Annotated in this window: 17 protein-coding genes and 1 pseudogene; 8 read left to right on the top strand and 10 right to left on the bottom strand. The window is 60.4% G+C overall.

The window, feature by feature from the left end; all coding sequences use genetic code 11:
* Positions 1 to 55 precede the first annotated feature (55 nt).
* Positions 56 to 1,078 carry a zinc-dependent alcohol dehydrogenase family protein gene (locus tag ACYZT9_RS13115; protein WP_462005904.1) on the bottom strand — a complete coding sequence of 341 codons (1,023 nt, stop codon included), beginning with the start codon at positions 1,076 to 1,078 and terminating at the stop codon, positions 56 to 58.
* A gap of 269 nt (positions 1,079 to 1,347) precedes the next feature.
* On the opposite strand from ACYZT9_RS13115, the gene ACYZT9_RS13110 reads away from it, so the two are divergent.
* The 4 genes from ACYZT9_RS13110 to ACYZT9_RS13095 all read left to right on the top strand — a co-directional run bounded on the left by ACYZT9_RS13110 (position 1,348) and on the right by ACYZT9_RS13095 (position 8,455).
* Positions 1,348 to 2,265, top strand: coding sequence for a LysR family transcriptional regulator (locus ACYZT9_RS13110; protein ID WP_462005903.1), 918 nt, complete (start codon positions 1,348 to 1,350; stop codon positions 2,263 to 2,265).
* Positions 2,266 to 2,588: 323 nt separating this feature from the next.
* Positions 2,589 to 3,842 carry a multidrug efflux RND transporter periplasmic adaptor subunit MexE gene (gene mexE / locus ACYZT9_RS13105; RefSeq protein ID WP_462005902.1) on the top strand — a complete coding sequence of 418 codons (1,254 nt, stop codon included), beginning with the start codon at positions 2,589 to 2,591 and terminating at the stop codon, positions 3,840 to 3,842.
* 15 nt (positions 3,843 to 3,857) lie between these two features.
* Entirely contained in the window at positions 3,858 to 7,037 is a 3,180-nt protein-coding gene (locus ACYZT9_RS13100) for an efflux RND transporter permease subunit (RefSeq protein WP_462005900.1), read from the top strand.
* On the top strand, positions 7,034 to 8,455 hold the full coding sequence (locus tag ACYZT9_RS13095; RefSeq protein WP_462005899.1) for an efflux transporter outer membrane subunit: 1,422 nt from the start codon (positions 7,034 to 7,036) through the stop codon (positions 8,453 to 8,455). Before ACYZT9_RS13100 ends, ACYZT9_RS13095 begins: the two co-directional genes overlap by 4 nt.
* Before the next feature lie 215 nt (positions 8,456 to 8,670).
* Here ACYZT9_RS13095 and ACYZT9_RS13090 read toward each other — a convergent pair whose 3' ends face one another.
* A complete protein-coding gene (locus tag ACYZT9_RS13090) occupies positions 8,671 to 9,780 on the bottom strand; it encodes a PilT/PilU family type 4a pilus ATPase (RefSeq protein WP_462005898.1) in 1,110 nt (369 codons plus the stop codon).
* A 118-nt stretch (positions 9,781 to 9,898) separates the two neighbouring features.
* Between ACYZT9_RS13090 and ACYZT9_RS13085 the strand changes: the two genes are divergently transcribed.
* Positions 9,899 to 12,436 carry a hybrid sensor histidine kinase/response regulator gene (locus ACYZT9_RS13085; RefSeq protein WP_462005897.1) on the top strand — a complete coding sequence of 846 codons (2,538 nt, stop codon included), beginning with the start codon at positions 9,899 to 9,901 and terminating at the stop codon, positions 12,434 to 12,436.
* Between the two features lie 65 nt (positions 12,437 to 12,501).
* The gene (locus tag ACYZT9_RS13080) at positions 12,502 to 12,777 is read left to right on the top strand and encodes a peptidylprolyl isomerase (protein WP_007898282.1); all 276 of its coding nucleotides are present in this window, start codon (positions 12,502 to 12,504) and stop codon (positions 12,775 to 12,777) included.
* 135 nt (positions 12,778 to 12,912) lie between these two features.
* On the opposite strand, the gene ACYZT9_RS13075 is transcribed toward ACYZT9_RS13080, so the two are convergent.
* From ACYZT9_RS13075 to ACYZT9_RS13065, 3 genes are all read right to left on the bottom strand, one after another.
* On the bottom strand, positions 12,913 to 14,130 hold the full coding sequence (locus tag ACYZT9_RS13075) for an amino acid deaminase (protein WP_462005896.1): 1,218 nt from the start codon (positions 14,128 to 14,130) through the stop codon (positions 12,913 to 12,915).
* A gap of 166 nt (positions 14,131 to 14,296) precedes the next feature.
* Entirely contained in the window at positions 14,297 to 14,686 is a 390-nt protein-coding gene (locus ACYZT9_RS13070) for a RidA family protein (RefSeq protein WP_462005895.1), read from the bottom strand.
* Between the two features lie 58 nt (positions 14,687 to 14,744).
* Positions 14,745 to 15,611, bottom strand: a complete 867-nt coding sequence (locus ACYZT9_RS13065) for a LysR family transcriptional regulator (protein WP_462005894.1) — start codon at positions 15,609 to 15,611, stop codon at positions 14,745 to 14,747.
* 165 nt (positions 15,612 to 15,776) lie between these two features.
* Here ACYZT9_RS13065 and ACYZT9_RS13060 point away from each other — a divergent pair, with 165 nt between their 5' ends.
* Complete coding sequence (locus ACYZT9_RS13060) at positions 15,777 to 17,318, top strand: MFS transporter (RefSeq protein ID WP_462005893.1); 1,542 nt, start codon at positions 15,777 to 15,779, stop codon at positions 17,316 to 17,318.
* On the opposite strand, the gene ACYZT9_RS13055 is transcribed toward ACYZT9_RS13060, so the two are convergent.
* Positions 17,302 to 17,712 carry a MerR family transcriptional regulator gene (locus ACYZT9_RS13055; protein WP_462005892.1) on the bottom strand — a complete coding sequence of 137 codons (411 nt, stop codon included), beginning with the start codon at positions 17,710 to 17,712 and terminating at the stop codon, positions 17,302 to 17,304. The two genes, ACYZT9_RS13060 and ACYZT9_RS13055, sit on opposite strands and share 17 nt — an antisense overlap.
* Positions 17,713 to 17,789: 77 nt before the next feature.
* Between ACYZT9_RS13055 and ACYZT9_RS13050 the strand changes: the two genes are divergently transcribed.
* Complete coding sequence (locus ACYZT9_RS13050; RefSeq protein WP_462005891.1) at positions 17,790 to 19,013, top strand: NADH:flavin oxidoreductase/NADH oxidase family protein; 1,224 nt, start codon at positions 17,790 to 17,792, stop codon at positions 19,011 to 19,013.
* Positions 19,014 to 19,188: 175 nt separating this feature from the next.
* Here the strand turns inward: ACYZT9_RS13050 and ACYZT9_RS13045 are convergent, their stop codons facing one another.
* From ACYZT9_RS13045 to ACYZT9_RS13030, 4 genes and pseudogenes are all read right to left on the bottom strand, one after another.
* Positions 19,189 to 20,835 carry a phospholipase D-like domain-containing protein gene (locus ACYZT9_RS13045; RefSeq protein WP_462005890.1) on the bottom strand — a complete coding sequence of 549 codons (1,647 nt, stop codon included), beginning with the start codon at positions 20,833 to 20,835 and terminating at the stop codon, positions 19,189 to 19,191.
* 180 nt (positions 20,836 to 21,015) lie between these two features.
* Positions 21,016 to 21,561, bottom strand: a complete 546-nt coding sequence (locus ACYZT9_RS13040) for a vWA domain-containing protein (RefSeq protein ID WP_462010217.1) — start codon at positions 21,559 to 21,561, stop codon at positions 21,016 to 21,018.
* 119 nt (positions 21,562 to 21,680) lie between these two features.
* Entirely contained in the window at positions 21,681 to 22,679 is a 999-nt protein-coding gene (locus tag ACYZT9_RS13035; RefSeq protein ID WP_462010138.1) for an ATP-binding protein, read from the bottom strand.
* Positions 22,680 to 22,725: 46 nt separating this feature from the next.
* Positions 22,726 to 22,815 (bottom strand): annotated as a pseudogene (locus ACYZT9_RS13030) (metal ABC transporter ATP-binding protein); the annotation flags it as partial.
* Positions 22,816 to 22,822 lie beyond the last annotated feature (7 nt).

Below are 22,822 nucleotides of genomic sequence, written 5' to 3'. Positions count from 1 at the left end.
TTTTCAGAGGGCAATAAAAAAGTCCGCGCAGGCACGGACTTTTTTTTCGGAGGTATTACGCAGACTCGACCTGCAGGGCGACCCGTTCGCGGCATGGGCATTCGTCCATGTAGCGGTGTGCTTCGACAAACTCGGAAAACGGGAAGACCCGAGTCTTGAGCGGCAGCAGAACGCGATCGGCGGTCAGTTGGTTGATGTCGCGCAAGGCTCGTTGCAGTGCGACCTGGTCCTGAATGATGCCCAGTTCCGGCTTGCCGGTGAAATTGCCGATGCAGTGCACGAAGAACTGAATGTTTTTCTGGAACGCTGCGCAGGCCGGGAACGGTGTCTGGTTGCCACCTTGCAGGCCGTACAGCACCAGACTGCCGCGAGGCGCAAGCACATCACCCAACAAAGACATCTGCGGGCCACCCAAGCCATCGAACACTACGTCCACACCGCGGTTGTCGGTAATTTTGTTGATCCGCATCAGCAGATCTTCTTCCTCGGTGACGATAACTTTCTCGGCACCCAGCGCCAGCAGGTTGTCACGTTCTTCCGCCGTTTTGGTGGCCGCGATCACCCGCACACCCAAGGCCTTGCCCAGTTGTACGAAAGAAGGTCCGGCACAGTGACTGGCGTCGGTCACCAGGGCGAATTGCCCAGGCTTGACCCGTGCCAGGTCGACATAGGCGAAGTAGGCAATCAACAGCGGCGTGTAATGCACCGCCGCTTCGATCGGGCTGAGCACGTCCGGGTAGCGGGTCAGTGCCGAGCGCGGCAAAACGATCTGCTCGCCATAGACCGGATAGTCGTTCGGGCTTTCAGCCGGGAAACTGGCGACCTTGTCACCGACGGCCAGGTCATCAACGCCCTCGCCGAGCGCCGTCACGATGCCGGACATTTCATGGCCAAGGCCTGAAGGCAGACGAGCGTGGGACGACGCCAGGTTCTGGCGCCAGAGAATATCGTACCAACTGATGCCAATCGCCTCGACGCGCACCTGCACTTCGCCCGGCGCAGGGAGAGCGGCCGCATGCTCTTCGCATTCGAGCACCTCGGCTGGACCAAACTTGTGAAAACGGATCGTGCGGGACATCGCAAACCTCGCCAAATGAACCTCTAATGCCATGAACTTTATCTGGGCTTTCTACCCAAGGCCATCAGTGGCTATTAATAGTCGACATGCCTGTCATTGATTCCGCAGCGCCGGCGACATCTTCAAATGTCGTAAGAAACCGAAGCAGTCTTTGTAGGAAATCTGAATTACTCGGTGCAGAGTAGCAGCCTTTGCCCTTAATATTCATGCCGGCCATTGTTCTCATATGGCCGCTCTCGTCAAGCTTGATGACTCTGCCAGGACTCCAGATGAATCGTAATGACCTGCGTCGTGTCGACCTGAACCTGTTGATCGTTTTCGAAACATTGATGCACGAACGCAGTGTGACCCGCGCTGCGGAGAAATTGTTTCTCGGCCAGCCAGCCATCAGTGCGGCGCTCTCGCGCCTGCGCGGGCTGTTCGATGATCCGCTGTTCGTGCGCACCGGTCGGAGCATGGAACCGTCCGCCCGGGCGGTAGAAATCTTCGCCCTGCTCTCGCCGGCCCTGGATTCGATCTCCACCGCCGTCAGCCGTGCGGCGGAATTCGATCCGGCGACCAGTACCGCAGTGTTCCGCATCGGTTTGTCTGACGATGTCGAGTTCGCGTTGTTGCCAATGCTGCTCAAACGGCTGCGCGCCGAATCGCCAGGAATTGTGCTGGTGGTGCGTCGAGCCAACTACATCCTGATGCCGAGCCTGCTGGCTTCAGGTGAGATCTCGATCGGCGTCAGCTACACCGCCGACTTGCCGGCGAACGCCAAGCGCAAAGTGCTGCGCCGCAGCTTGCCGAAACTCCTGCGCGCCGATACGGTGCCGGGCCCTTTGAGCCTGGACGACTTCTGCGCCCGCCCCCACGCGCTGGTGTCGTTCGCTGGCGACCTGAGCGGCTTTATAGATGAAGAACTGGAAAAACTCGGGCGCAAACGCCATGTGGTGCTCGCGGTGCCGCAGTTCAACGGGTTGAGTACGCTGATCAGCGGCACTGATATTGTCGCGACTGTGCCGGATTACACGGCGGAAGCGTTGACGGCAGCCGGCGGTGTGCGGGCTGAAGATCCGCCGTTGCCAGTGCGCAGCTTTGAATTGCACATGGCGTGGCGTGGATCGCAGGACAATGATCCGGGTGAGCGCTGGCTAAGGTCGCGGATTCAGATGTTTTTCGGGGATCCGGACAGTCTGGCCTGATCCAGATTGTGTATGAAGGCTTCTGGCCCCATCGCGAGCAAGCTCGGCTCCTACGGGGGATTTATGTCGAGCCCGGATCCCCTGTAGGAGCCAAGCTTGCTCGCGAAGGACGCGACGCGGTCCCAAGCCTGTCCATTGCACTCCCCGCAACACACAATTGTCATCAACCCCATTGATTGGTTTCTCACCGGAAGCGCATGCTAGAGGGCTCGCTTCGACCTTATATCATTCCGAATGATAGTTACCTTCGCTTCATTCGATTCGTGCGTGACACCCCCGCCAAGCATCATCCGACCATTCTCAATACATTGGCGGATGCATCCATGGAACAATCACTCAAACATTTGCGCTTCCCGCTGGCCCTGTTGGCCGTTCTGGTGATGAGCGCTTGCGGCAAGGCTCCGGAGTCTGCCGCGACGATGCCTGCGGCGAAAGTCAGCGTCGCCAAGGTGCTGGAACAACCGGTCAACGAGTGGGACGAATTCACCGGGCGCCTTGAAGCACCGGAAACGGTAGAAATTCGACCACGGGTCTCCGGCCAGATCGATGAGGTCGCCTTCACTGAAGGCGCGCTGGTCAAGAAAGGTGACCTGCTGTTCCAGATCGACCCACGCCCTTTCCAGGCTGAGGTCCGCCGCCTCGAAGCGCTGGTTGCCCAGTCCCGTGCCAACGCCACCCGCAGCGAAAATGAAGCCCAGCGTGGTGAACGCCTGCGCACCAGCAACGCGATTTCCGCCGAACTGGCCGATTCGCGTACCAGCGCCGCACAAGAAGCCCGCGCCGCTGTCGGCGCCCTCCAGGCGCAACTGGACCTGGCGAAACTGAACCTGAGTTTCACCCGCGTCACCGCGCCGATCAGCGGCCGTGTCAGCCGTGCGGAAATCACCGCCGGCAACCTGGTGACCGCCGATACCACCGCACTGACCAGCGTGGTCTCCACCGACAAGGTCTACGCCTACTTCGACGCCGATGAGCGTGTATTCCTCAAGTACACTCAGCTCGCTCGCCAGGGTAAACGCGGCGCTACCACCCCGGTTTACCTCGGTCTGTCCAACGAAGACGGCAACCCGCACCAGGGTGTGATGAACTTCGTCGACAACCGGGTCAATCCGCAAACCGGCACCATTCGCGGGCGCGCGGTCTTTGACAACACTGACGGCACTTACACTCCAGGTCTGTATGCCCGCCTCAAATTGGTCGGCAGCGGCACCTACTCCGCCGTGCTGATCAACGACGAAGCGGTCGGTACCGACCTGGGCAAGAAGTTCGTGCTGGTGATGGATGCCGACAACAACACCGCCTACCGCGCGGTCGAGCTGGGTCCGAAAATCGAAGGTCTGCGCATCGTGCGCAATGGCCTGAACAAGGACGACACGATCATCGTAAAGGGCCTGCAGCGGGTACGTCCCGGTTCGCCAGTCACCCCTGAAGTGATCCCGATGGCCAGCGAACAAACCCTCGCGGCACTCGCACAACAACGACAAGCGCTGGAAGCCAGCAACCTGCCCCAAGTCGCACCTGCCAAGGTCGCGCCGGGTTCGGTTGTGAAACTGGCTGCTGCGTCTCCACGCGGTTAAGGGACAACGACTCCGATGAATTTTTCTCAATTCTTCATTTCACGACCGATCTTCGCAGCGGTACTGTCGCTGCTGATCCTGATCGCCGGTGCTATCTCGCTGTTCCAGTTACCGATCAGCGAATACCCGGAAGTCGTGCCGCCGACCGTGGTGGTGCGTGCCAACTTCCCGGGCGCCAACCCGAAAGTCATCGGTGAAACCGTGGCCGCGCCGCTGGAGCAAGCCATCACTGGCGTCGAGAACATGCTGTACATGTCCTCGCAGTCCACCGCTGACGGCAAGATCACCCTGACCATCACCTTTGCGCTGGGCACTGACCTGGACAACGCACAGGTACAGGTGCAGAACCGCGTGACCCGGACCGAGCCGAAACTTCCCGAAGAAGTGACGCGCATCGGTATCACCGTGGACAAGGCGTCGCCCGACCTGACCATGGTCGTGCATTTGACCTCGCCGGACAAACGCTACGACATGCTTTACCTGTCCAACTACGCCTTGCTCAACATCAAGGATGAGTTGGCGCGCCTGGGCGGTGTCGGTGACGTGCAGTTGTTCGGCATGGGCGACTACTCCCTGCGAGTGTGGCTCGACCCGAACAAGACCGCTTCGCGCAACCTGACCGCGACCGATGTCGTCTCGGCGATTCGTGAACAGAACCGTCAGGTCGCCGCCGGTGCATTGGGCGCTCCGCCTGCGCCGAATGCCACCGCGTTCCAGTTATCGGTGAACACCCAAGGTCGCCTGGTTTCCGAAGAAGAGTTCGAGAACATCATCATTCGCTCCGGCGACAACGGTGAAATCACTCGTCTGAAAGACATCGCACGCGTCGAACTGGGCTCCAGCCAATACGCCCTGCGCTCCCTGCTCGACAACCAGCCGGCAGTGGCGATCCCGATCTTCCAGCGCCCTGGCTCGAATGCGATCGAAATCTCCAACGACGTTCGCGCCAAGATGGCCGAGCTGAAGAAAAACTTCCCGGAAGGCATGGACTTCAGCATCGTCTATGACCCGACGATCTTCGTGCGCGGTTCCATCGAAGCAGTGGTGCACACCCTCTTCGAAGCACTGATCCTCGTTGTTCTTGTCGTCATTCTGTTCCTGCAAACCTGGCGGGCCTCGATCATTCCGTTGGTGGCGGTGCCGGTTTCGCTGATCGGTACGTTCGCGGTGATGCATCTGTTCGGCTTCTCGCTGAACGCCTTGTCGCTGTTCGGATTGGTATTGGCCATCGGTATCGTGGTGGACGACGCCATCGTGGTGGTGGAAAACGTCGAGCGAAACATCGGGCTCGGGCTGACGCCGGTCGAAGCCACCAAGCGCGCCATGCGTGAAGTGACCGGCCCGATCATTGCCACGGCGCTGGTGCTGTGTGCGGTGTTCATCCCGGCGGCGTTCATTTCCGGGTTGACCGGGCAGTTCTACAAACAGTTCGCCCTGACCATTGCGATCTCGACGGTGATCTCGGCCTTCAACTCGCTGACCCTGTCGCCGGCATTGGCGGCGGTATTGCTCAAAAGCCACGATGCGCCGAAAGACCGTTTCTCCAAGGTCCTCGACAAGATCTTTGGTGGCTGGTTGTTCCGTCCGTTCAACCGCTTCTTCGACAAGGCCAGCAACGGTTATGTCGGCACCGTCGCCCGGGTCATCCGCAGCAGTGGTATTGCGATGATTCTGTACGCTGGCCTGATGGTACTGACATTCTTCGGCTTCGCTAATACCCCGACCGGTTTCGTACCTGGCCAGGACAAGCAATACCTGGTGGCCTTCGCGCAACTGCCGGACGCTTCGAGCCTGGACCGCACCGAAGACGTGATCAAGCGCATGTCCGACCTTGCCCTGAAACAGCCAGGCGTGGAAAGCGCCGTGGCGTTCCCTGGTCTGTCGATCAACGGTTTCACCAATAGCTCCAACGCTGGCATCGTGTTCGTGACCCTGAAACCGTTCGACGAACGTAAAGACCCGAGCATGTCCGCCGGTGCGATTGCCGGTGCATTGAACGGCCAGTTCGCCGGGATCCAGGAAGCCTACATGGCGATTTTCCCGCCGCCGCCGGTACAAGGCCTGGGCACCATCGGTGGTTTCCGCCTGCAGATCGAAGACCGGGGCAACCTGGGTTACGACGAGCTGTACAAAGAAACCATGAACATCATCACCAAGAGCCATAACGTGCCGGAACTGGCCGCCCTGTTCACCAGCTACACCGTGAACGTGCCGCAGGTCGATGCCGCCATCGACCGGGAAAAAGCCAAGACTCACGGCGTGGCCGTCAGCGACATCTTCGACACCCTGCAGATCTACCTGGGTTCGCTGTATGCCAACGACTTCAACCGTTTCGGTCGCACCTATCAGGTCAACGTTCAGGCTGAACAGCAGTTCCGTCTCGAGCCGGATCAGATCGGCCAGCTGAAAGTGCGTAACAACAAAGGCGAGATGATCCCGCTGGCGACTTTCATCAAAGTCAGCGACACCTCGGGACCGGATCGCGTGATGCACTACAACGGCTTCATCACCGCTGAAATCAACGGTGCGGCAGCCCCGGGCTACAGCTCCGGCCAGGCCGAAAAAGCCATCGAAAAACTGCTCCAGGAAGAACTTCCGAACGGCATGACCTACGAATGGACCGACCTGACCTACCAGCAGATTCTGTCCGGCAACACCGCGCTGTTCGTGTTCCCGCTCTGCGTATTGCTGGCGTTTCTGGTGCTCGCGGCACAGTACGAAAGCTGGAGCCTGCCACTGGCGGTGATCCTGATCGTACCGATGACGCTGCTGTCGGCCATCACCGGTGTGATTGCTTCGGGAGGCGACAACAACATCTTCACCCAGATCGGCTTGATTGTTCTCGTGGGGCTTGCGTGTAAGAACGCGATTCTGATCGTCGAGTTTGCCAAGGATAAGCAGGAAGAAGGTATGAACCCGCTGGCTGCGGTGCTCGAAGCGTGCCGCCTGCGTCTGCGACCGATCCTGATGACCTCCTTCGCGTTCATCATGGGTGTGGTGCCTCTGGTGTTCTCCAGCGGTGCCGGTGCCGAAATGCGTCATGCCATGGGTGTGGCGGTGTTCTCCGGAATGCTCGGGGTAACCTTCTTCGGTCTGTTGCTGACGCCGGTGTTCTACGTGTTGATTCGTAATTTCGTCGAGCGCGGTGAAAAGCGCAAAGCGGCCAAGGCCCTGAAACTGGAGGCGCAACAATGAGCCTGAAAGCCTTCCTGCCGAGCCTGCTGGTACTGGCCCTGAGCGCCTGTGCCGTCGGCCCGGATTACAAGACCCCGGCCACCGAACCGGCCAACATCACGACCGCCACCGACGGCGCCGCCGGTCAGAAGAACTTCGACCGCTCGCGTTTCGAGGGCATCTGGTGGCAGCAGTTTGAAGACCCGACCCTTAACCAGTTGGTGACGCAATCCCTGCAAGGCAACCGCGATTTGCGCATCGCCTTCGCTCGCTGGAAAGCGGCTCGGGCGATCCGCGATGACGCCAGCAATGACGCCATGCCGACCATCAGCAGCCGCGTCAGCAGTGATCTGGGCAAAGGTCAGATTCCGGGCGAGACCACCCAACGGGTCAATAGCGAACGCTATGACCTGGGGCTGGACATGGCCTGGGAACTGGACCTGTTTGGCCGGATCCAGCGCAATCTGGAATCCAGCGACGCCGAGCAGCAAGCGGCCGAAGCCGATCTGTACCAGCTGCAAGTCAGCATGATCGCCGAACTAGTGGACGCTTACGGTCAACTGCGCGGTGCGCAACTGCGGGAAAAGATTGCCCTGGCCAACCTGAACAACCAGCAGGAATCGCGCAAGATCACTGAAAGCCTGCGTGATGCCGGCGTCGGCGATCAGCTCGATGTGGTCCGCGCCGATGCACGTCTGGCGTCTGTCGAAGCCAGCGTGCCGCAATTGCAGGCTGAGCAGGTTCGGCAGAAAAACCGTATCGCCACCCTGCTGGGTCAACGGCCGGACAAGCTGGCCGTGGACCTGAGCCCGAAAGACTTGCCAGCGATTGCCAAAGCCCTGCCAATCGGCGATCCGGGCGAACTGCTGCAACGTCGTCCAGACATTCTCAGCGCCGAGCGCCAACTGGCTTCGGCCACGGCGCGGATCGGCGTGGCCAAGGCGGATCTGTTTCCACGGGTTAGCCTCAGTGGCTTCCTCGGCTTCACCGCCGGGCGTGGTTCGCAGATCGGTTCCTCGGCGGCCAATGCCTGGGCACTGGGCCCAAGCATCACTTGGGCAGCGTTTGATTTGGGCAGCGTTCGCGCCCGTTTGCGCGGTGCCGACGCCGATGCCGAAGGCGCCCTGGCGACCTACGAGCAGCAAGTGCTGCTGGCCCTGGAAGAATCGGAAAATGCCTTCAGCGACTACGGCAAACGCCAGCAACGACTGATCTCGCTGATTCGTCAGAGCGAATCAAGCCGCGCGGCCGCCGACCTGGCTGAAATTCGCTACCGCGAAGGCACGGCGGACTTCCTCGTCCTGCTCGATGCCCAGCGCGAACGTCTGGCGGCGGAAGACACCCAGGCCCAGGCCGAAGTCGATCTGTATCGCGGCATTGTCGCGATCTACAAGGCCCTTGGTGGCGGATGGCAGCCAGAGACGGTCGCCAGCAAGTAACGCATTGACGAGCTCCTTTGGTTGGATGCAACCAACCAATTTTTTTGCCCCGCGCCTCATTCGGTCGCGGGGCATTTTTTTGTCTGCTCATTCTGAACCCACCACCAATCCAATGTGGGAGCGGGCTTGCTCGCGAAGAGGCCGTATCAGTCAACATCCATGTTAAATGACACACCGCTTTCGTGAGCAAGCCCGCGCCCACAGGGGGATTTGCGTCAATCCATTAATCCCCATTCACCCGGCGGCGCGAGAGGACCGGGTGTCGCTTCCGCATGCAACTTCAGTCGCAGACGCAAATTGTTCACCGAGTCCGCATGCTTCAGCGCTTCCTCCTCATCAATCGCGCCTTCAACCACTAAGGCGTAAAGCGCGCCATCGAACGTCTGCATGCGCTGTTCGGCGGACTTCTCCATGATCCCTTTGAGCTCATCGAATTCGTTGCGCCGGATCAGGTCACCGATGGTTGGCGTACCCAGCATCACTTCCACCGCTGCCCTTCGTTGTCCATCACGAGTACGTACAAGCCGTTGGGATACGAAGGCTTTCAGATTGTTGCCCAGGTCATGCAGCAACTGCGTCCGTCGTTCTTCCGGAAAGAAGTTGATGATGCGGTCCAGCGCCTGATGGGCGTTGTGGGCATGCAGGGTGGAAATCACCAGATGCCCGGTATCGGCAAACGCCAGCGCATGCTCCATGGTTTCGCGGTCGCGGATCTCGCCGATCAGCACCACGTCAGGCGCCTGGCGCAGGGTGTTCTTCAACGCTGCATGAAAACTGCGGGTATCGACGCCGACCTCGCGCTGATTGATGATCGATTTCTTGTGCCGATGAATGTATTCGACCGGGTCTTCGATGGTGATGATGTGGCCGCTGCTGTGACGGTTGCGGTAATCGATCAACGCCGCCAGTGAAGTAGACTTGCCCGAGTCGGTGGCGCCGACAAACAGCATCAACCCTTGTTTGAGCATGACCGTTTCCAGCAGTACCGCTGGCAATTTCAGGTCTTCGAAACGCGGAATGTCGAGTTTGATATTGCGCGCCACGATCGACACATCGTTGCGTTGCTTGAAAATATTGACCCGAAAACGCCCGACGCCCGGCAACGAGATCGCCAGGTTCATCTCCAGTTCGCGATCGAACTCGAGCCGCTGCTCGGCGTCCATGATGGAGGAGGCCATCGCCGTGATTTCCCCTGGGTTGAACGGTTGCTCGGTCAAGGGTTTGAGCACACCATCAAACCGTGCACAAGGAGGCGCACCGGTGGACAGGTACAGATCGGAACCTTCCCGGCTGGCCAGGATCTTCAACAGTGCATCGATTTCCATGGCAAAAAGCACCCGCGAATCCTTCAATGAATAGAAATGACCCAAAAACGGGTCATTCAGCGTCTACCGCTCTAGGATAGTAGACGCCGCCACACTGACTGAACTGCAGGACACCTTGATGAGCGCAGTACCCATCGACAGCGATGCCCAGGCCTTGATCGCCAGACTGGACTGGACGCGCACCCCGCTCGGCTCCGCCAGTGCCTGGCCGCAGAGCCTGCGTACGGCGGTGGACATCGTGATTCACTCACCGATGCCGATGCTGTTGTTGTGGGGTCCGGAACTCACGCAGATCTACAACGACGGGTTCGCCCTGCTGGCCGGCAGCAAGCATCCGCACGCTTTCGGACAACCGACTCACCATATCTGGCCAGAACTCAAAGACTTTACCGATCCCATTTACAGCGCCGTCCTACAGGGCCAGGTGCGGACCTACAACGAGCAGCGCTTTACCCTGCAACGCGACGGTGATGATTCCGACTTCTGGCTGGATTTGACCTACAGTCCGATCCGCGATGAAAGCGCCGAGGTCGCCGGGATTCTGGTCACCGCCATCGAAACCAACGAGCGACGACGCATCGCCCTCGAACTTGAGCAGCGTTCGGCCGCCAGTCTGAAGGCTCAGCGTGAAACCGCGGAACGCCTGCAACTGGCGTTGGCCGGCACCGACGCTGTCGGCACCTGGGATTGGGACATTGGCGAAGACCGCTTCATTGCCGACACCCACTTCGCCCAATTGCACGGCATCGATCCGCTCCTCGCCAGCCAGTTGCCCATCAGTGATTATCTTGAAGCAGTGCATCCGGAAGACCGCTCGATGGTCACCCGCGGTATCAAGCACTGCATCACCCATGGCACCGAATACGCCGAGGAATATCGCCTGCTACAAGCCGATGGTCGGCTGCGCTGGGTGTTTGCCCGGGGCCGTTGTTACAAGGATCATCATGGCCGGCCGATCCGCTTCCTCGGCGCCGCCCTGGACCTGACCGAACGCAAACACATCGAACAGGCGTTACGACAGAGCCAGACCGAGCTGCAATTGATCATCAACGCGATGCCGATCCTGATCAGTTACGTCGACAGCGAGGAACGCTTTCGCCTGAACAACGCCGCGTACCTGGACTGGTATGGCCTGACGCCTCAGGAACTTTACGGTCGGACCATTCGCGAGGTGCTGGGTGAAGAAGCCTACGCCTTGCGCGCCGAATACATCACCGAAGCATTGGCGGGCAAAACCTGCTGCTTCAGCATCAGTACACCGCATCGGGATGGCAGTACTCGGCAGGCCTTGATAAATTACCTGCCCCGCCACGGACCGGACGGCGCGGTGAATGGCTTTTACATTTTCGTGATCGACGAAACCGGGCGCAAACAGACCGAAGAAGCGTTGCGCAATCTGAACGATACCCTTGAAGAACGCGTGGCCGCCCGCACCCAGCAATTGGCTGAAGCCAACCAGCGCTTGCAGAGCGAAATGCTCGAGCGCGAGCGCGCTGAGGACGCCTTGCGCCATGCACAGAAAATGGAAGCGGTCGGCCAGCTCACCGGCGGCATCGCCCATGACTTCAACAACATGCTCACAGGGATCATCGGTAGCCTCGATCTGATGCAGCGCTACATCGCCGAGGGGCGCGTCGCCGAGATCGGTCGTTTCACCGAAGCAGCGGTGTCGTCAGCCAACCGCGCGGCCGCTCTGACCCATCGTCTGCTGGCATTCTCCCGGCGCCAGTCGCTCGACCGCAAGCCGTTGAACGCCAACGAGCTGATTCAATCCCTGGAAGACCTGCTCAGTCGCACCACGGGCGAGCACATCGCGCTGAAACTGCAACTGGCCGAGGAAATCTGGCGGGTCAGCACCGACGTCAGCCAACTGGAAAACGCATTGCTCAACCTGGTGATCAACGCTCGCGACGCCATGCCCGATGGCGGCGAATTGCTGATCGAAACGGCCAACGTGTACCTCGACAGTAACGACATCACCACCCTGGAAACGGTCAAGGCCGGGGACTACGTGATGATTGCCGTCAGCGACAACGGCACCGGGATGACGCCGTCGGTGATGGCCAAGGCGTTCGACCCGTTCTTTACCACCAAACCCATCGGCCAGGGCACCGGTCTTGGCCTGTCGATGATTTATGGTTTTGCCCAACAGTCAGGCGGTCACGTCAAACTCGACAGCCTTCCAGGCCAAGGCACCTGCGTTCGTCTTTACCTGCCTCGGCTGCATTTTTCGGAGCCGCAGAACACCCTGAGACCCTTCAGCGGTGGGGCACCTGCGGCGATTGCCGGTGAAACCGTGATGTTGGTGGAAGATGATCCGGCCGTGCGCATGCTGGTCCTCGACTTGCTTAATAAGTTGGGTTACCACGCCCATGAAGCCGAAGATGCGAAGACTGCTTTGCCCTTGCTGGAGTCCGACTTGCGCGTTGATCTACTCGTGACCGATGTCGGGCTTCCGGGCATGAACGGTCGACAACTGGCAGAAATTGCGCGCCAGCACCGGCCAGCACTCAAGGTGCTGTTCATGACCGGATACGCGGAGAAAGCCGCCGAGCGCCAGGGTTTCCTTGAGGAAGGCATGGACATGGTCGCCAAACCGTTTTCCATCGACCTGCTGGCCAACAAGATTCGCACGATGATCGGCCAACCCGAGTGAGTTGAGGCATAATCGCGCCCCCCCGCTGGCACCAACATAACCACCACCGTTGCAAGGTACTGCCGATGAAAGCTCAAGCCCGCCATATTCTGGTGAAAACCTCGGAAGAAGCTGAACAGCTCAAACAACGCATTGCCAAGGGCGAAGCCTTCGATGTGCTGGCCAAGAAGTACTCCACCTGCCCGTCCGGCAAGCGCGGCGGTGATTTGGGTGAAGTGCGGCCGGGGCAAATGGTGGGTGTGATCGATGCGGTGATCTTCAAAAAGCCGTTGCGAGTGGTGCATGGGCCGATCAAGAGCAAATTCGGTTATCACCTGGTGCAGGTGTTTTATCGGGATTGAGCGGTTGGCTTTCGGGCCTCTTCGCGAGCAAGCCCGCTCCCACAGTGGGTCTGTGGTGAACACTTATTGTGCGACCGCCACCGATCAATTGTGGGAGCGGGCTTGCTCGCGAAGGCAGCACCTCGGTGTTGGAACCTAGAAACAGGTTTCCATGGTTTCGACGACATTCAACTGCTCATCCACCAGACACCCGATCCGCCACTTGTCGAACGTCAGGCAAGGGTGCGAGGTCCCGAATGAAATGATATCCCCCACCCGCAACTCCACACCCGGCGCCACGGTCATGAACGCATGTTGGTCCATCACCGCCGTCACCTTGCAGGCACTGACATCGTCGCCCGCCGCCGGCACCACGCCAACCTTGTAACGCAGCAACGGCACCGGCAGACCGGCGTCGTAGGCCACATCACGCTTGCCCAAAGCGATCACCGCAAAACCCGGCTCCGGTAACGACTGCACATGCGCCCAGACTTCCAGCGCCGGACGCAGGCCCTCGTGCAGATCGCTTCGGCGGTTGAGCACGCAGTATTGCGCTTCCTTATAGATGCCATGGTCATGCGCCACGTAGCTGCCGGGGCGCAACACGCTGAGGAAACGTCCGCCGGCGTTCTGCGCTTCGAAGGATTCGGCGATCAGGTCGTACCAGGCCGAACCCGACGCGGTAATGATCGGTTTGGTAATGGCGAACGCGCCACTGTCCTGTAAATGCACCGCCAGACGCACCAACGACGCAGCGAACTCACGGATACCCGTGACGGCATGGTCACCATGGATCACGCCTTCGTAGCCTTCGATCCCGGTCAGCGCCAATGCCGGTTGAGCGTTGATGGCGTTGGCCAGGGCGAGCACCTGCGCTTCCGTGCGGCAACCGCAGCGACCGCCGACAACGCCGTACTCGATCATCACGTTCAGACGCACACCGCGTGAGGAGAAATATCCGCTGAGGTCAGCAACGTTGTCCGGGTGATCGACCATGCAATGGAAATCGAACATCGGATCCGCCAGCAGATCGGCGATCAGCGCCATGTTCGGCGTACCGACCAACTGGTTGGCCATCAGCACCCGGCGCACGCCGTGGGCATACGCCGCGCGGGTTTGCGTGGCACTGGCCAGGGTGATGCCCCAGGCGCCAGCGTCCAGTTGGCGGCGAAACAGCGCCGGGGTCATGCTGGTCTTGCCGTGGGGCGCGAGTTCGGCGCCGCTGTTGCTGGCGAACGCCTGCATCCAACGAATGTTGTGTTCCAGCGCCTCGCGATGCAGCACCAGCGCAGGCAAGCTGACGTCGCGCACAAGATGGGCACCGGTCTGGGCAAAACCCTTTTCTACGGCAGCAGTATTTTGGGCAGTAGACATGGTCGAACTCCTCACATTCGCGGCCGCAGGCAGCTGCGGTTATTCGTTGATACGCCGGGCGTTGTAGCGTCGATCGTTAAGCCGCCTTCGCGAGCAAGCCCGCTCCCACATTGGAATGCGTTCCCCTGTGGGAGCGGGCTTGCTCGCGAAGAATTCACCAAGGTTCTCAGGTCTTTTTCTTGTACGCGATGCAGTCGATCTCAACCTTGCAATCAACCATCATGTTCGCCTGCACACAAGCCCGGGCCGGTGCATGTTCCGGGCTGAAGTATTCGGAGAACACCTTGTTGAAACTCCAGAAATCCCGCGGGTCTTCCAGCCACACGCCGGTGCGCACGACGTCTTCGAGGCCATAACCGGCCTCTTCGAGAATGGCGATCAGGTTCTTCATGGTCTGGTGAGTCTGCTCGACGATGCCACCCACAATGATTTCGCCATCCAGCGCCGGCACTTGCCCGGACACGTGCAGCCAGCCATCGGCTTCAACGGCGCGGGCGAAAGGACGGGGCTGGCCGCCACCGGCGGTGCTGCCGGTGCCGTAACGAGTAATGCTCATGATGTCTCTCCTGATTGAAAGTGAGTGGTTTGCGAGCCTGCTCGCGATGCTCTTGCCCTTAATGGTTTTTCACCCGCTCGATATACCGCGCCACCGCCGCCGATTTCTCAAACCGCCGATAAACCAACGACAACCACGAACTCGCCTCACAGCCCTTGATCGACCGGTACAGTACGCCGGGTAACCCGACATGTCCGACCACAGATTCCGGCACCACCGCCACGCCCTGCCCCAGCGACACCAGCGCCAGCACCGCTACCAGCCCGCCCGGTTGCGCGCCGAGTTTCGGCGCAAAGCCACCCTCGGCGGCGACTTGCAAGGTGCCGCTGATTTGTTCCGGCAGGATGAACGTCTCACCCTGCAGAAGCTCCGGGCCGATCTCAGTCAAGCGGCACAAACGGGACTCCGCCGATAGCGCCAGCACAAAGCCTTCCGCGTCGAGGCGAATGGCGTCCAGGCCTTCGGGCAAGGTCATGGGTGAACGGACATAACCAATATCGAATCGACCTTCGAGCACCATCGCCGGCAAGGACACCATCGGACTTTCCCGCACGTTCAGACTGACGTCCGGGCACTCTCGGCTGAACGCCTGCACCTGTTTTTGCAGCAATCCCGAGTACACCGCCGAGGCCACATAACCCAATTCGATATGACCAATATCCCCTCGCCCGGCCCGCTGGGCATTGTGCTGGGCGTATTCGAATTGCCGCACCGTCGCCTCGGCTTCAATCAACAGGGCGGCGCCGGCGTCGGTCAGGCTGACTTCACGTGTCTGGCGCACGAACAGTCGCGTGCCGAGTTCGTTCTCCATGTCCTGGATCTGTCGAGTCAGGGTCGGCGGTGCGATACCAAGTTGTTCGGCGGCGCGAGTGAAGTTGCCTTGCCGGGCAACGGCCAGAAAGTAACGGAAATGCCGTATGTCCATGGATGCATTAGCTCAAAGGTAATGAGGTCCCGATGCCTGGCTAACGAAGTCCATAATCGGTCACGATAAGCTCACTGGGCAATCACAGTAGAGAGCCCACTCCATGAACGTCAAACCCCTTAGCGCCGCCGCGACCAACGGCCTTGCCCAAAAGGCAATCACATCATGAGCGGGGTTAGTTCGCGGCTCACGCTGCTAACGGCGTCCGGCGTCTGTTCGCTGATCGTCCTCGACACCAACATCGTCGCCGTCACCCTGCCTACAATCGCCCGGGACTTGGGCGCGAACTTTGCCGACATCGAATGGGTGGTCAGCGCCTACATGCTGGCCTTCGCCGCCCTGCTTTTACCGGCAGGCAGCATAGCCGACCGCTTTGGCCGGCAGAAAACCCTGCTCTGTGGCCTGGGCCTGTTCATCCTGGCGTCCATCGGTTGCGGCGCAGCACCCAATGCGTTGTTTCTCGACATCGCCAGGGCGATCAAAGGTGTCGGTGCGGCGTTGTTGCTGACCTCGGCGCTCGCCTCCATCGGCCACACCTTTCACGATGAGGTTGAGCGGGCGAAAGCTTGGGCGTTCTGGGGCGCGTGCATGGGTGTGGCAATGACCGCTGCGCCGACTATCGGCGGGCTGATTACCGAGTACATCGGCTGGCGCTGGATTTTCTACCTCAATTTACCGGTGGGCCTGTTCCTGATCGTCATGGTCTGGCGCGCTGTGCCGGAATCCCGCGATCCCCAATCTGCACGCCTCGATCCGTGGGGCAGCCTGGCGTTCAGTGCCAGTTTGCTGTGCCTGATATGGGGCCTGATCGAGGCCAACCGGATCGGCTGGAACAACCCGAGCACCTACGCCCGACTGATCGGCGGCGCCCTGTTGCTGGGAGTGTTTGTGGTGATTGAACGGGTGCAGCAGCGGCCGATGGTTGACCTGCAATTGTTCAAGCACTCGCGCTTCATCGGCGCGCTGCTGGGCATGTTTGCCTACGCCGGTTGCGCCCAGGTGATGATGACGCTGCTGCCGTTCTACCTGCAAAACGGTCTGGGTTTCTCGGCCATCGCTTCAGGGCTGGGCATGTTGCCGTTTGCCCTGACCATGCTGATTTGCCCGCGGATCGGCGTGCGGCTCGCCAGCCGGTTGGCTCCGGCGACGTTGATGGCCACCGGTTTGACCCTGGTCGGCAGCGGCAACCTGCTGAGTGCCTGGGCAGTCAGCAGCGGCGGATACCTGCCCTTCGCCCTGGCGATTGCCGTGACGGGCGCCGGAGCTGGATTACTCAATGGTGATACGCAGAAAAACATCATGGCCTGCGTGCCACGGCAGCGCACCGGCATGGCGTCGGGCATGAGCACTACCATGCGTTTCAGCGCTATTGTGTTGGCCATCGGTGTATACGGTGCGTTGCTGTCCAGTCATACCGAGCAGTTGTTGCATGCAAGTCTGTCGGCACAGGGTACGCAATGGCTGGGCCAGACACAGGGCATCGCCTCGCGGGTGGTGGCGGGTGACATGACGGCGGCGATGAGCCTGCTGCCGGACACCGCACGCAGCGTGGTCGAACCGTTGGCCCGACAGGCGTTCGTCGGTGGTTTCAGTCTGTTGCTGTGGGTCGCCGGTTTACTGGCATTGCTGGGGGCGTTGGTGGTGGGCACGCTGATGCGCAATCCGATCCCCATCCCATCGGCTGACACCGTCAGCGCGAATGCTTGAATGACGCCCACACCCGCTCGGCATTCGCATCGCAGCCCATGCCATCGGGCCGCGCCGGAATATCGTCAATCACCGCCAGCAGCTTCGCCTTGCTCTGCGCCAGGTGCAGCTGCATTTCTTCGATCTGGTCGACTTTGCGCCTGAGACCCGCCAGCAGTTCGCCGTGCTTGAATTCACCGGTGGCGGTGTCCGGCAGCAACTGCTTCAACTCTTCCAGGCTGAACCCGGCCTGCTGCGCGCACTGGATGAGATACAGCGTTTGCAAAACCTGGTCGGGATAATGCCGGTAACCGTTCGCCCGGCGTTCCACTTTCTGGATCAGGCCCTGGGCTTCGTAAAAACGAATACGCGACGCGTTGAACCCGCTTAAATGCGCCAGCTCACCAATCTTCATCTCAGCCTCATTTGCCTGCTTGACATTAAAGTTAACTTTAAGCTTAGCCTCTACGCATCACTTATGAGGAGTCAAGCATGTCGCCCTTCCAAACGTTGAATCTGCCCAATGGCCAGACTCTCGACAATCGCATCGCCAAAGCGGCGATGGAAGAGAACCTTGCCGATACCGGGCAGGGACCTTCCGATGCGCTATTTCGGTTGTATCAGGCCTGGGCTGGGGGCGAAGCCGGGTTGTTGCTGACCGGCAACGTGATGATTGATCGCCGCGCCATGACCGGCCCCGGTGGCGTGGTGCTGGAAGACGAGCGGGACATGGAACGCTTTCGTCAGTGGGCAAGTATTGGCCGCTCCGCTGGCGCGCAATTCTGGATGCAGCTCAATCATCCGGGCCGCCAGACCATGGCCAACCTCGGCCAGCAAGCGTGGGCGCCCTCGGCGGTGGCGCTGGATCTTGGTTCATTTTCCAAGATGTTTGCCGAACCCAAACCGATGTCCGAGGGCGATATCGCCGAGGTGATCACGCGCTTCGCCACCAGCGCTGCGCTCGCTGAAAAAGCCGGATTCACCGGCGTGCAGATTCATGCAGCACACGGTTACCTGATCAGTCAGTTCCTGTCGCCGCTGACTAACCGTCGAACCGACCGCTGGGGCGGGTCGCTTGAGAATCGCGCGCGCCTGCTGCTGGAAGTCGTCAGCGCCGTTCGCCAATCCGTGCCACCGCAGTTTTGTGTGGCGGTGAAGCTAAACTCCGCCGACTTCCAGCGCGGCGGATTCGATGCCGACGACGCCCGACAAGTGATCCAGTGGCTCAACGATCTGCAGATAGATTTGTTGGAGTTGTCGGGCGGCAGCTACGAAGCACCGGCCATGCAAGGCGAAGCGCGCGATGGCCGGACCCTGGCGCGGGAAGCGTACTTTCTGGAGATGGCCGACGAACTGGCCAGCGTGGCGCGCATGCCGGTGATGGTAACGGGCGGAATTCGACGTCTGGCGATCGTCGAACAAGTGCTCGACAGCGGCATCGCCATGGCCGGTATCGGCACGGCGCTGGCCCTCGAACCGCAGTTGGTCAAACACTGGCGCGAAGGCCAGGACAGCCATCCGCAATTGCCGCCGATCCGCTGGAAACGCAAGCCGTTGGCCGCATTGGCAAGCATGGCCGTGGTGAAGTTCCAGCTCCATCGCCTCAGCCGTGGACGCAAGCCCCGGCCCGAAGTGTCAGCAGTCTGGGCGCTGATCCTCGACCGCTTGTACATCGGCCGGCGCACGCGGCAGTACCGTCAAGCGATGGGCAAGTAATCGGGAGCGGGCGTGGGGATGAGGCGATGGAGTTGGCGCGGACTAACTGGTTTCGCTGACGCCAGAGACCGCGTTGCCCCAATCGCGAGCAAGCTCGCTCCCACATGGGATCTTCAGTGTTCACAAATCCTGTGGGAGCGAGCTTGCTCGCGATGGGGCCATTGAAACCACCGATTTATCGTCCTGAAAAACGCAGTCGCGAGAGCTGCCGTAAATCCCCTGCGAGGTAATAATCATGGGTCCAGCTATCATCCGCCGCCAACGGCCGGACCTGCTTGAGCGCTAGCTTCTTGGCAAAGTAACGAAAGCGGTAATGCTCGTAGAACCGCAGCAACTCCAAACCATAACGATCAGCCAGGTCAGTATCGCCGCGAACGATCAGGTAGTTCTCGTCGTTGCCGTTACTGGCCGCAGCGCTGAGGTTGTGGCTGCCACTGATGATTGTCGGCGCGTCGCTGGTGAAATCGGTGACCACGGCTTTGGTGTGCACCAGCAGGTTACCCTTCTGGCCTTTTATGTTCTCGCGAAGCCAGCCTTCCAGCCCGGTGTTAAGCAGCGCGGTGGCGGCGAATTCGGCGCTGCGGTCGGCGTGGAAACCAGTAATGCGGCTCACGGTGTTTTGCAGGCCATAACGTAAAATGTCGTCGTGGGGCTGGCCGAGCAGCGCATTGAGAATATCGTCGGGCAAGGCGAACGCGGTGACGAATAGCACGTCCTTTTTCGCGGCGTTGATGATCTCGACAAACGCCCGCAAATCACCCTGCCCCGAACGTGGCGAGAAGCCGACGAACAACGGTTGTTGCGGATTCATCGGGTTATTCTGAGTGATCCATTGCCGGGTAGCGCCGACGTCGGCCGGTGTCGCCCAAACCTGCTCGAAGGTGCTCAGATAGCTGGCGCTGACGTTTGCATCGTCCAGCACATGCACCACGTTGGCCTGGCGATAAACGCCATTGGGCGTGAAATTGGTACTGCCGCACAGCACCGCTTCGGGCTGACGCTGCCCGGCTGCATCGACCCGGCTCAGCACCATGAACTTGTTGTGGAAGATGTTGTGAGTGACCCGCCCGCGCTTGTTAGCCGCCGGGATTTTTTCCAGGCTGGTTTCGTTGATGGCGGTGGCGTCATCGCCGGGTTGCGCGTGATACAGCACGCGAACCTTCACACCCCGTTCGAACGCTGCATTGACGGCATCGACGACAATTTCCAACTCGTATTCGTAAATGGCAACGTCCAGCGCCCACTGACCATCCACCGCCCGCTCGATAAACCCGAGCAAACGCCCGAGCAGACCATTTTCCAGCCATTGCCGAGGGGCGTCGGGCCAGGCTTCGATGGGCAGGTTTTTGTGGGTGCTGATCAGCGCATCGAGGTCGGGAAATTTGCGCTGGAACGCCTGACTGGCGGCCACCGCGCGGTTGAAGATCACGCTTTGATTGTGCGGCAGGCCATTGTCGGACGTGACGGTCACCTCCAGGTATTCGCCCAGTTGCGGTGCGTCAGCACTGCCGTACGCCAAGTAAATCCGGTAATGGATCGTCATCCCTGGATTGACTGCGTAATCGGCCCAGCGAAATTTCTGCAACGGCGCGAGATCGCTCGGGGTGGCGTGGAACTGCGGGAACGTATGGGCCTTGCCGGGGAACGTCAGGCTGTTGAACAGGAACAACCAGGGCTTGCTGCCTTGCTGTTTTTCGATGGCGAAACCCAGCAGGCCCGTGCGACGGGATTCGGCCACGTCCATGGCCAGTAGCACGCCGTTGGTGCCGGCGTAGGCTTTGACGCGGAAATCGTCCTGACTGTTTGTGGCTAGAACACGCATGCTTCACTCCTGTGAATGGCTTGCTTTCAGAGCATAGGCAGCGATGCAGATTAGCCGTGATTATCCGAAACCGGGGTGATGCCATCGCGAGCAAGCTCGCTCCACAGGATTTGTGAAGACTGAAAATCTAGTGTGGGAGCGAGCTTGCTCGCGATGGGGCCACAGCAGAAACCCAAATACTCAGCCTGAAATCAGCTCATCAATATGTCGATATTCAGTGCTTAGCTGCTCTGCCAACAGCCTGCTTCGACCTAAACGAATCGGCCCGCGCTCGATATCGATCAGCAGCCCCGGACACTCCAGCGCCGGCAACATCGGCCAATCCTTCAACCGGCCATCAGTCACCAGCAACAACCGTTGCTGTTCCGCCGGAAAACGTTTTTGCCGTGCGCTCAGCCATTGTCTCGCCTCGCCGAGCGCAGCCAGCAACGGCGTGCCACCGCCCGCGCCGAGGCCATCGAGCCAGTGGCGTAAGCCGGTGGATGCTTTCAACCCCTGCACTTGCCACGTGGGTGCTTGACCGCTGGCCGTCAACAACGCCAGTCGCGCGCGTTGGCGGTAGGCGTCATCGAACAGTTGCGCCAACAAACCCTTGGCATCGCTCAATGCCTGGTGGCGGCGCGTCGAGGCCGAGGCGTCGACGATCACCAGCCACAATTCGTGGGGCGAACGGGTGCGCAAATGAAACAGCACATCCTGGCGTTGACGAGGACGACCATTGAGCAAGGTGCCGGGCCAGTTGACCAAGCCGCTGCGCGCGGCGTGGCGTTTGCCCAGTTTGCCGTTGTCCAGCCGTCCGGCGCGGGGTCTGGCATTCGCCCCCGCATCAGATCGAGGGCGAATGCCTAGGGCTTTTTTGGCCAGCTCGGCACTTCACGCCGGGCACCGACCGGCAGCGCCTGGGCGGGCATTTCGCCCCACTGGCCCTGGCCTTCGCTCGGGCTGGAATGTTGGGGTGCGGGTTGCCGGGACTGCTGCGGCGCCGGCGGAGACTGTTCGCGACGACGGTGGCGCAAGGCGAATTCAGCGACCGCGTCGATGTCGTCCTCGGCAATGGCGCTCGCACCCCGCCACGCCGCATGGGCACGGGCTGCGCGCAACCAGACCAGATCGGCGCGCAGGCCATCGACGCCCGCGGCAAAACAGCGCTCGGTAATCTGCGCCAGCGCTTCATCGTCGAGGGGAATGCTCGCCAGTGCGCTGCGCGCTTTCTCACAACGTTCGCGCAAGGATTGCTGCTGGCGCTCCCACTCGGCGCAGAACCTTTGCGGATCACTGTCGAAATCCAGACGCCGACGGATGATCTGACCACGTTGCGTCGGTGCGGTATGGCCACTGAGCGCGACGTTCAATCCAAAGCGGTCGAGCAGTTGTGGCCGCAGTTCACCCTCTTCCGGGTTCATCGTGCCGATCAGCACGAATTTCGCCGAATGCCGATGGGAAATGCCGTCTCGCTCGATCAGGTTGGTGCCGCTGGCGGCCACGTCGAGTAGCAGGTCCACGAGGTGATCGGGCAGCAGATTGACTTCATCGACGTACAGCACGCCGCCGTCAGCCTTGGCCAACACGCCGGGAGAAAATTGCGCGCGACCTTCGCTCAGGGCCGCGTCGAGGTCGAGTGTGCCAACCAGACGTTCTTCCGTGGCACCGAGCGGCAAGGTGACGAATTGACCGCTGGCGAGCAAATCCGCGAGGCCGCGGGCCAAAGTGGATTTGGCCATGCCGCGCGGGCCCTCGATCAGCACGCCGCCGATTTTCGGGTCGATGGCGGTGAGGTACAAGGCCAGCTTCAAGTCATCGGCGCCGACCACGGCGGAGAGCGGGAAATGCGGGGTGTCGGTCATCTTAAATACTCGGTCATGGTCGGTGGTATCACAGGCACCTCAATCCCTGTGGGAGCGGGCTTGCTCGCGAATGCGGTGGGTCAGCCGACATCAATATTGAATGATCCACCGCTTTCGCGAGCAAGCCCGCTCCCACAGGTGAA

It is taken from the genome of Pseudomonas sp. ZT5P21 (genome assembly GCF_054897785.1).
Note: the sequence above shows the minus strand (reverse complement) of the source record. Positions and strands in the feature narration are given on the sequence as shown.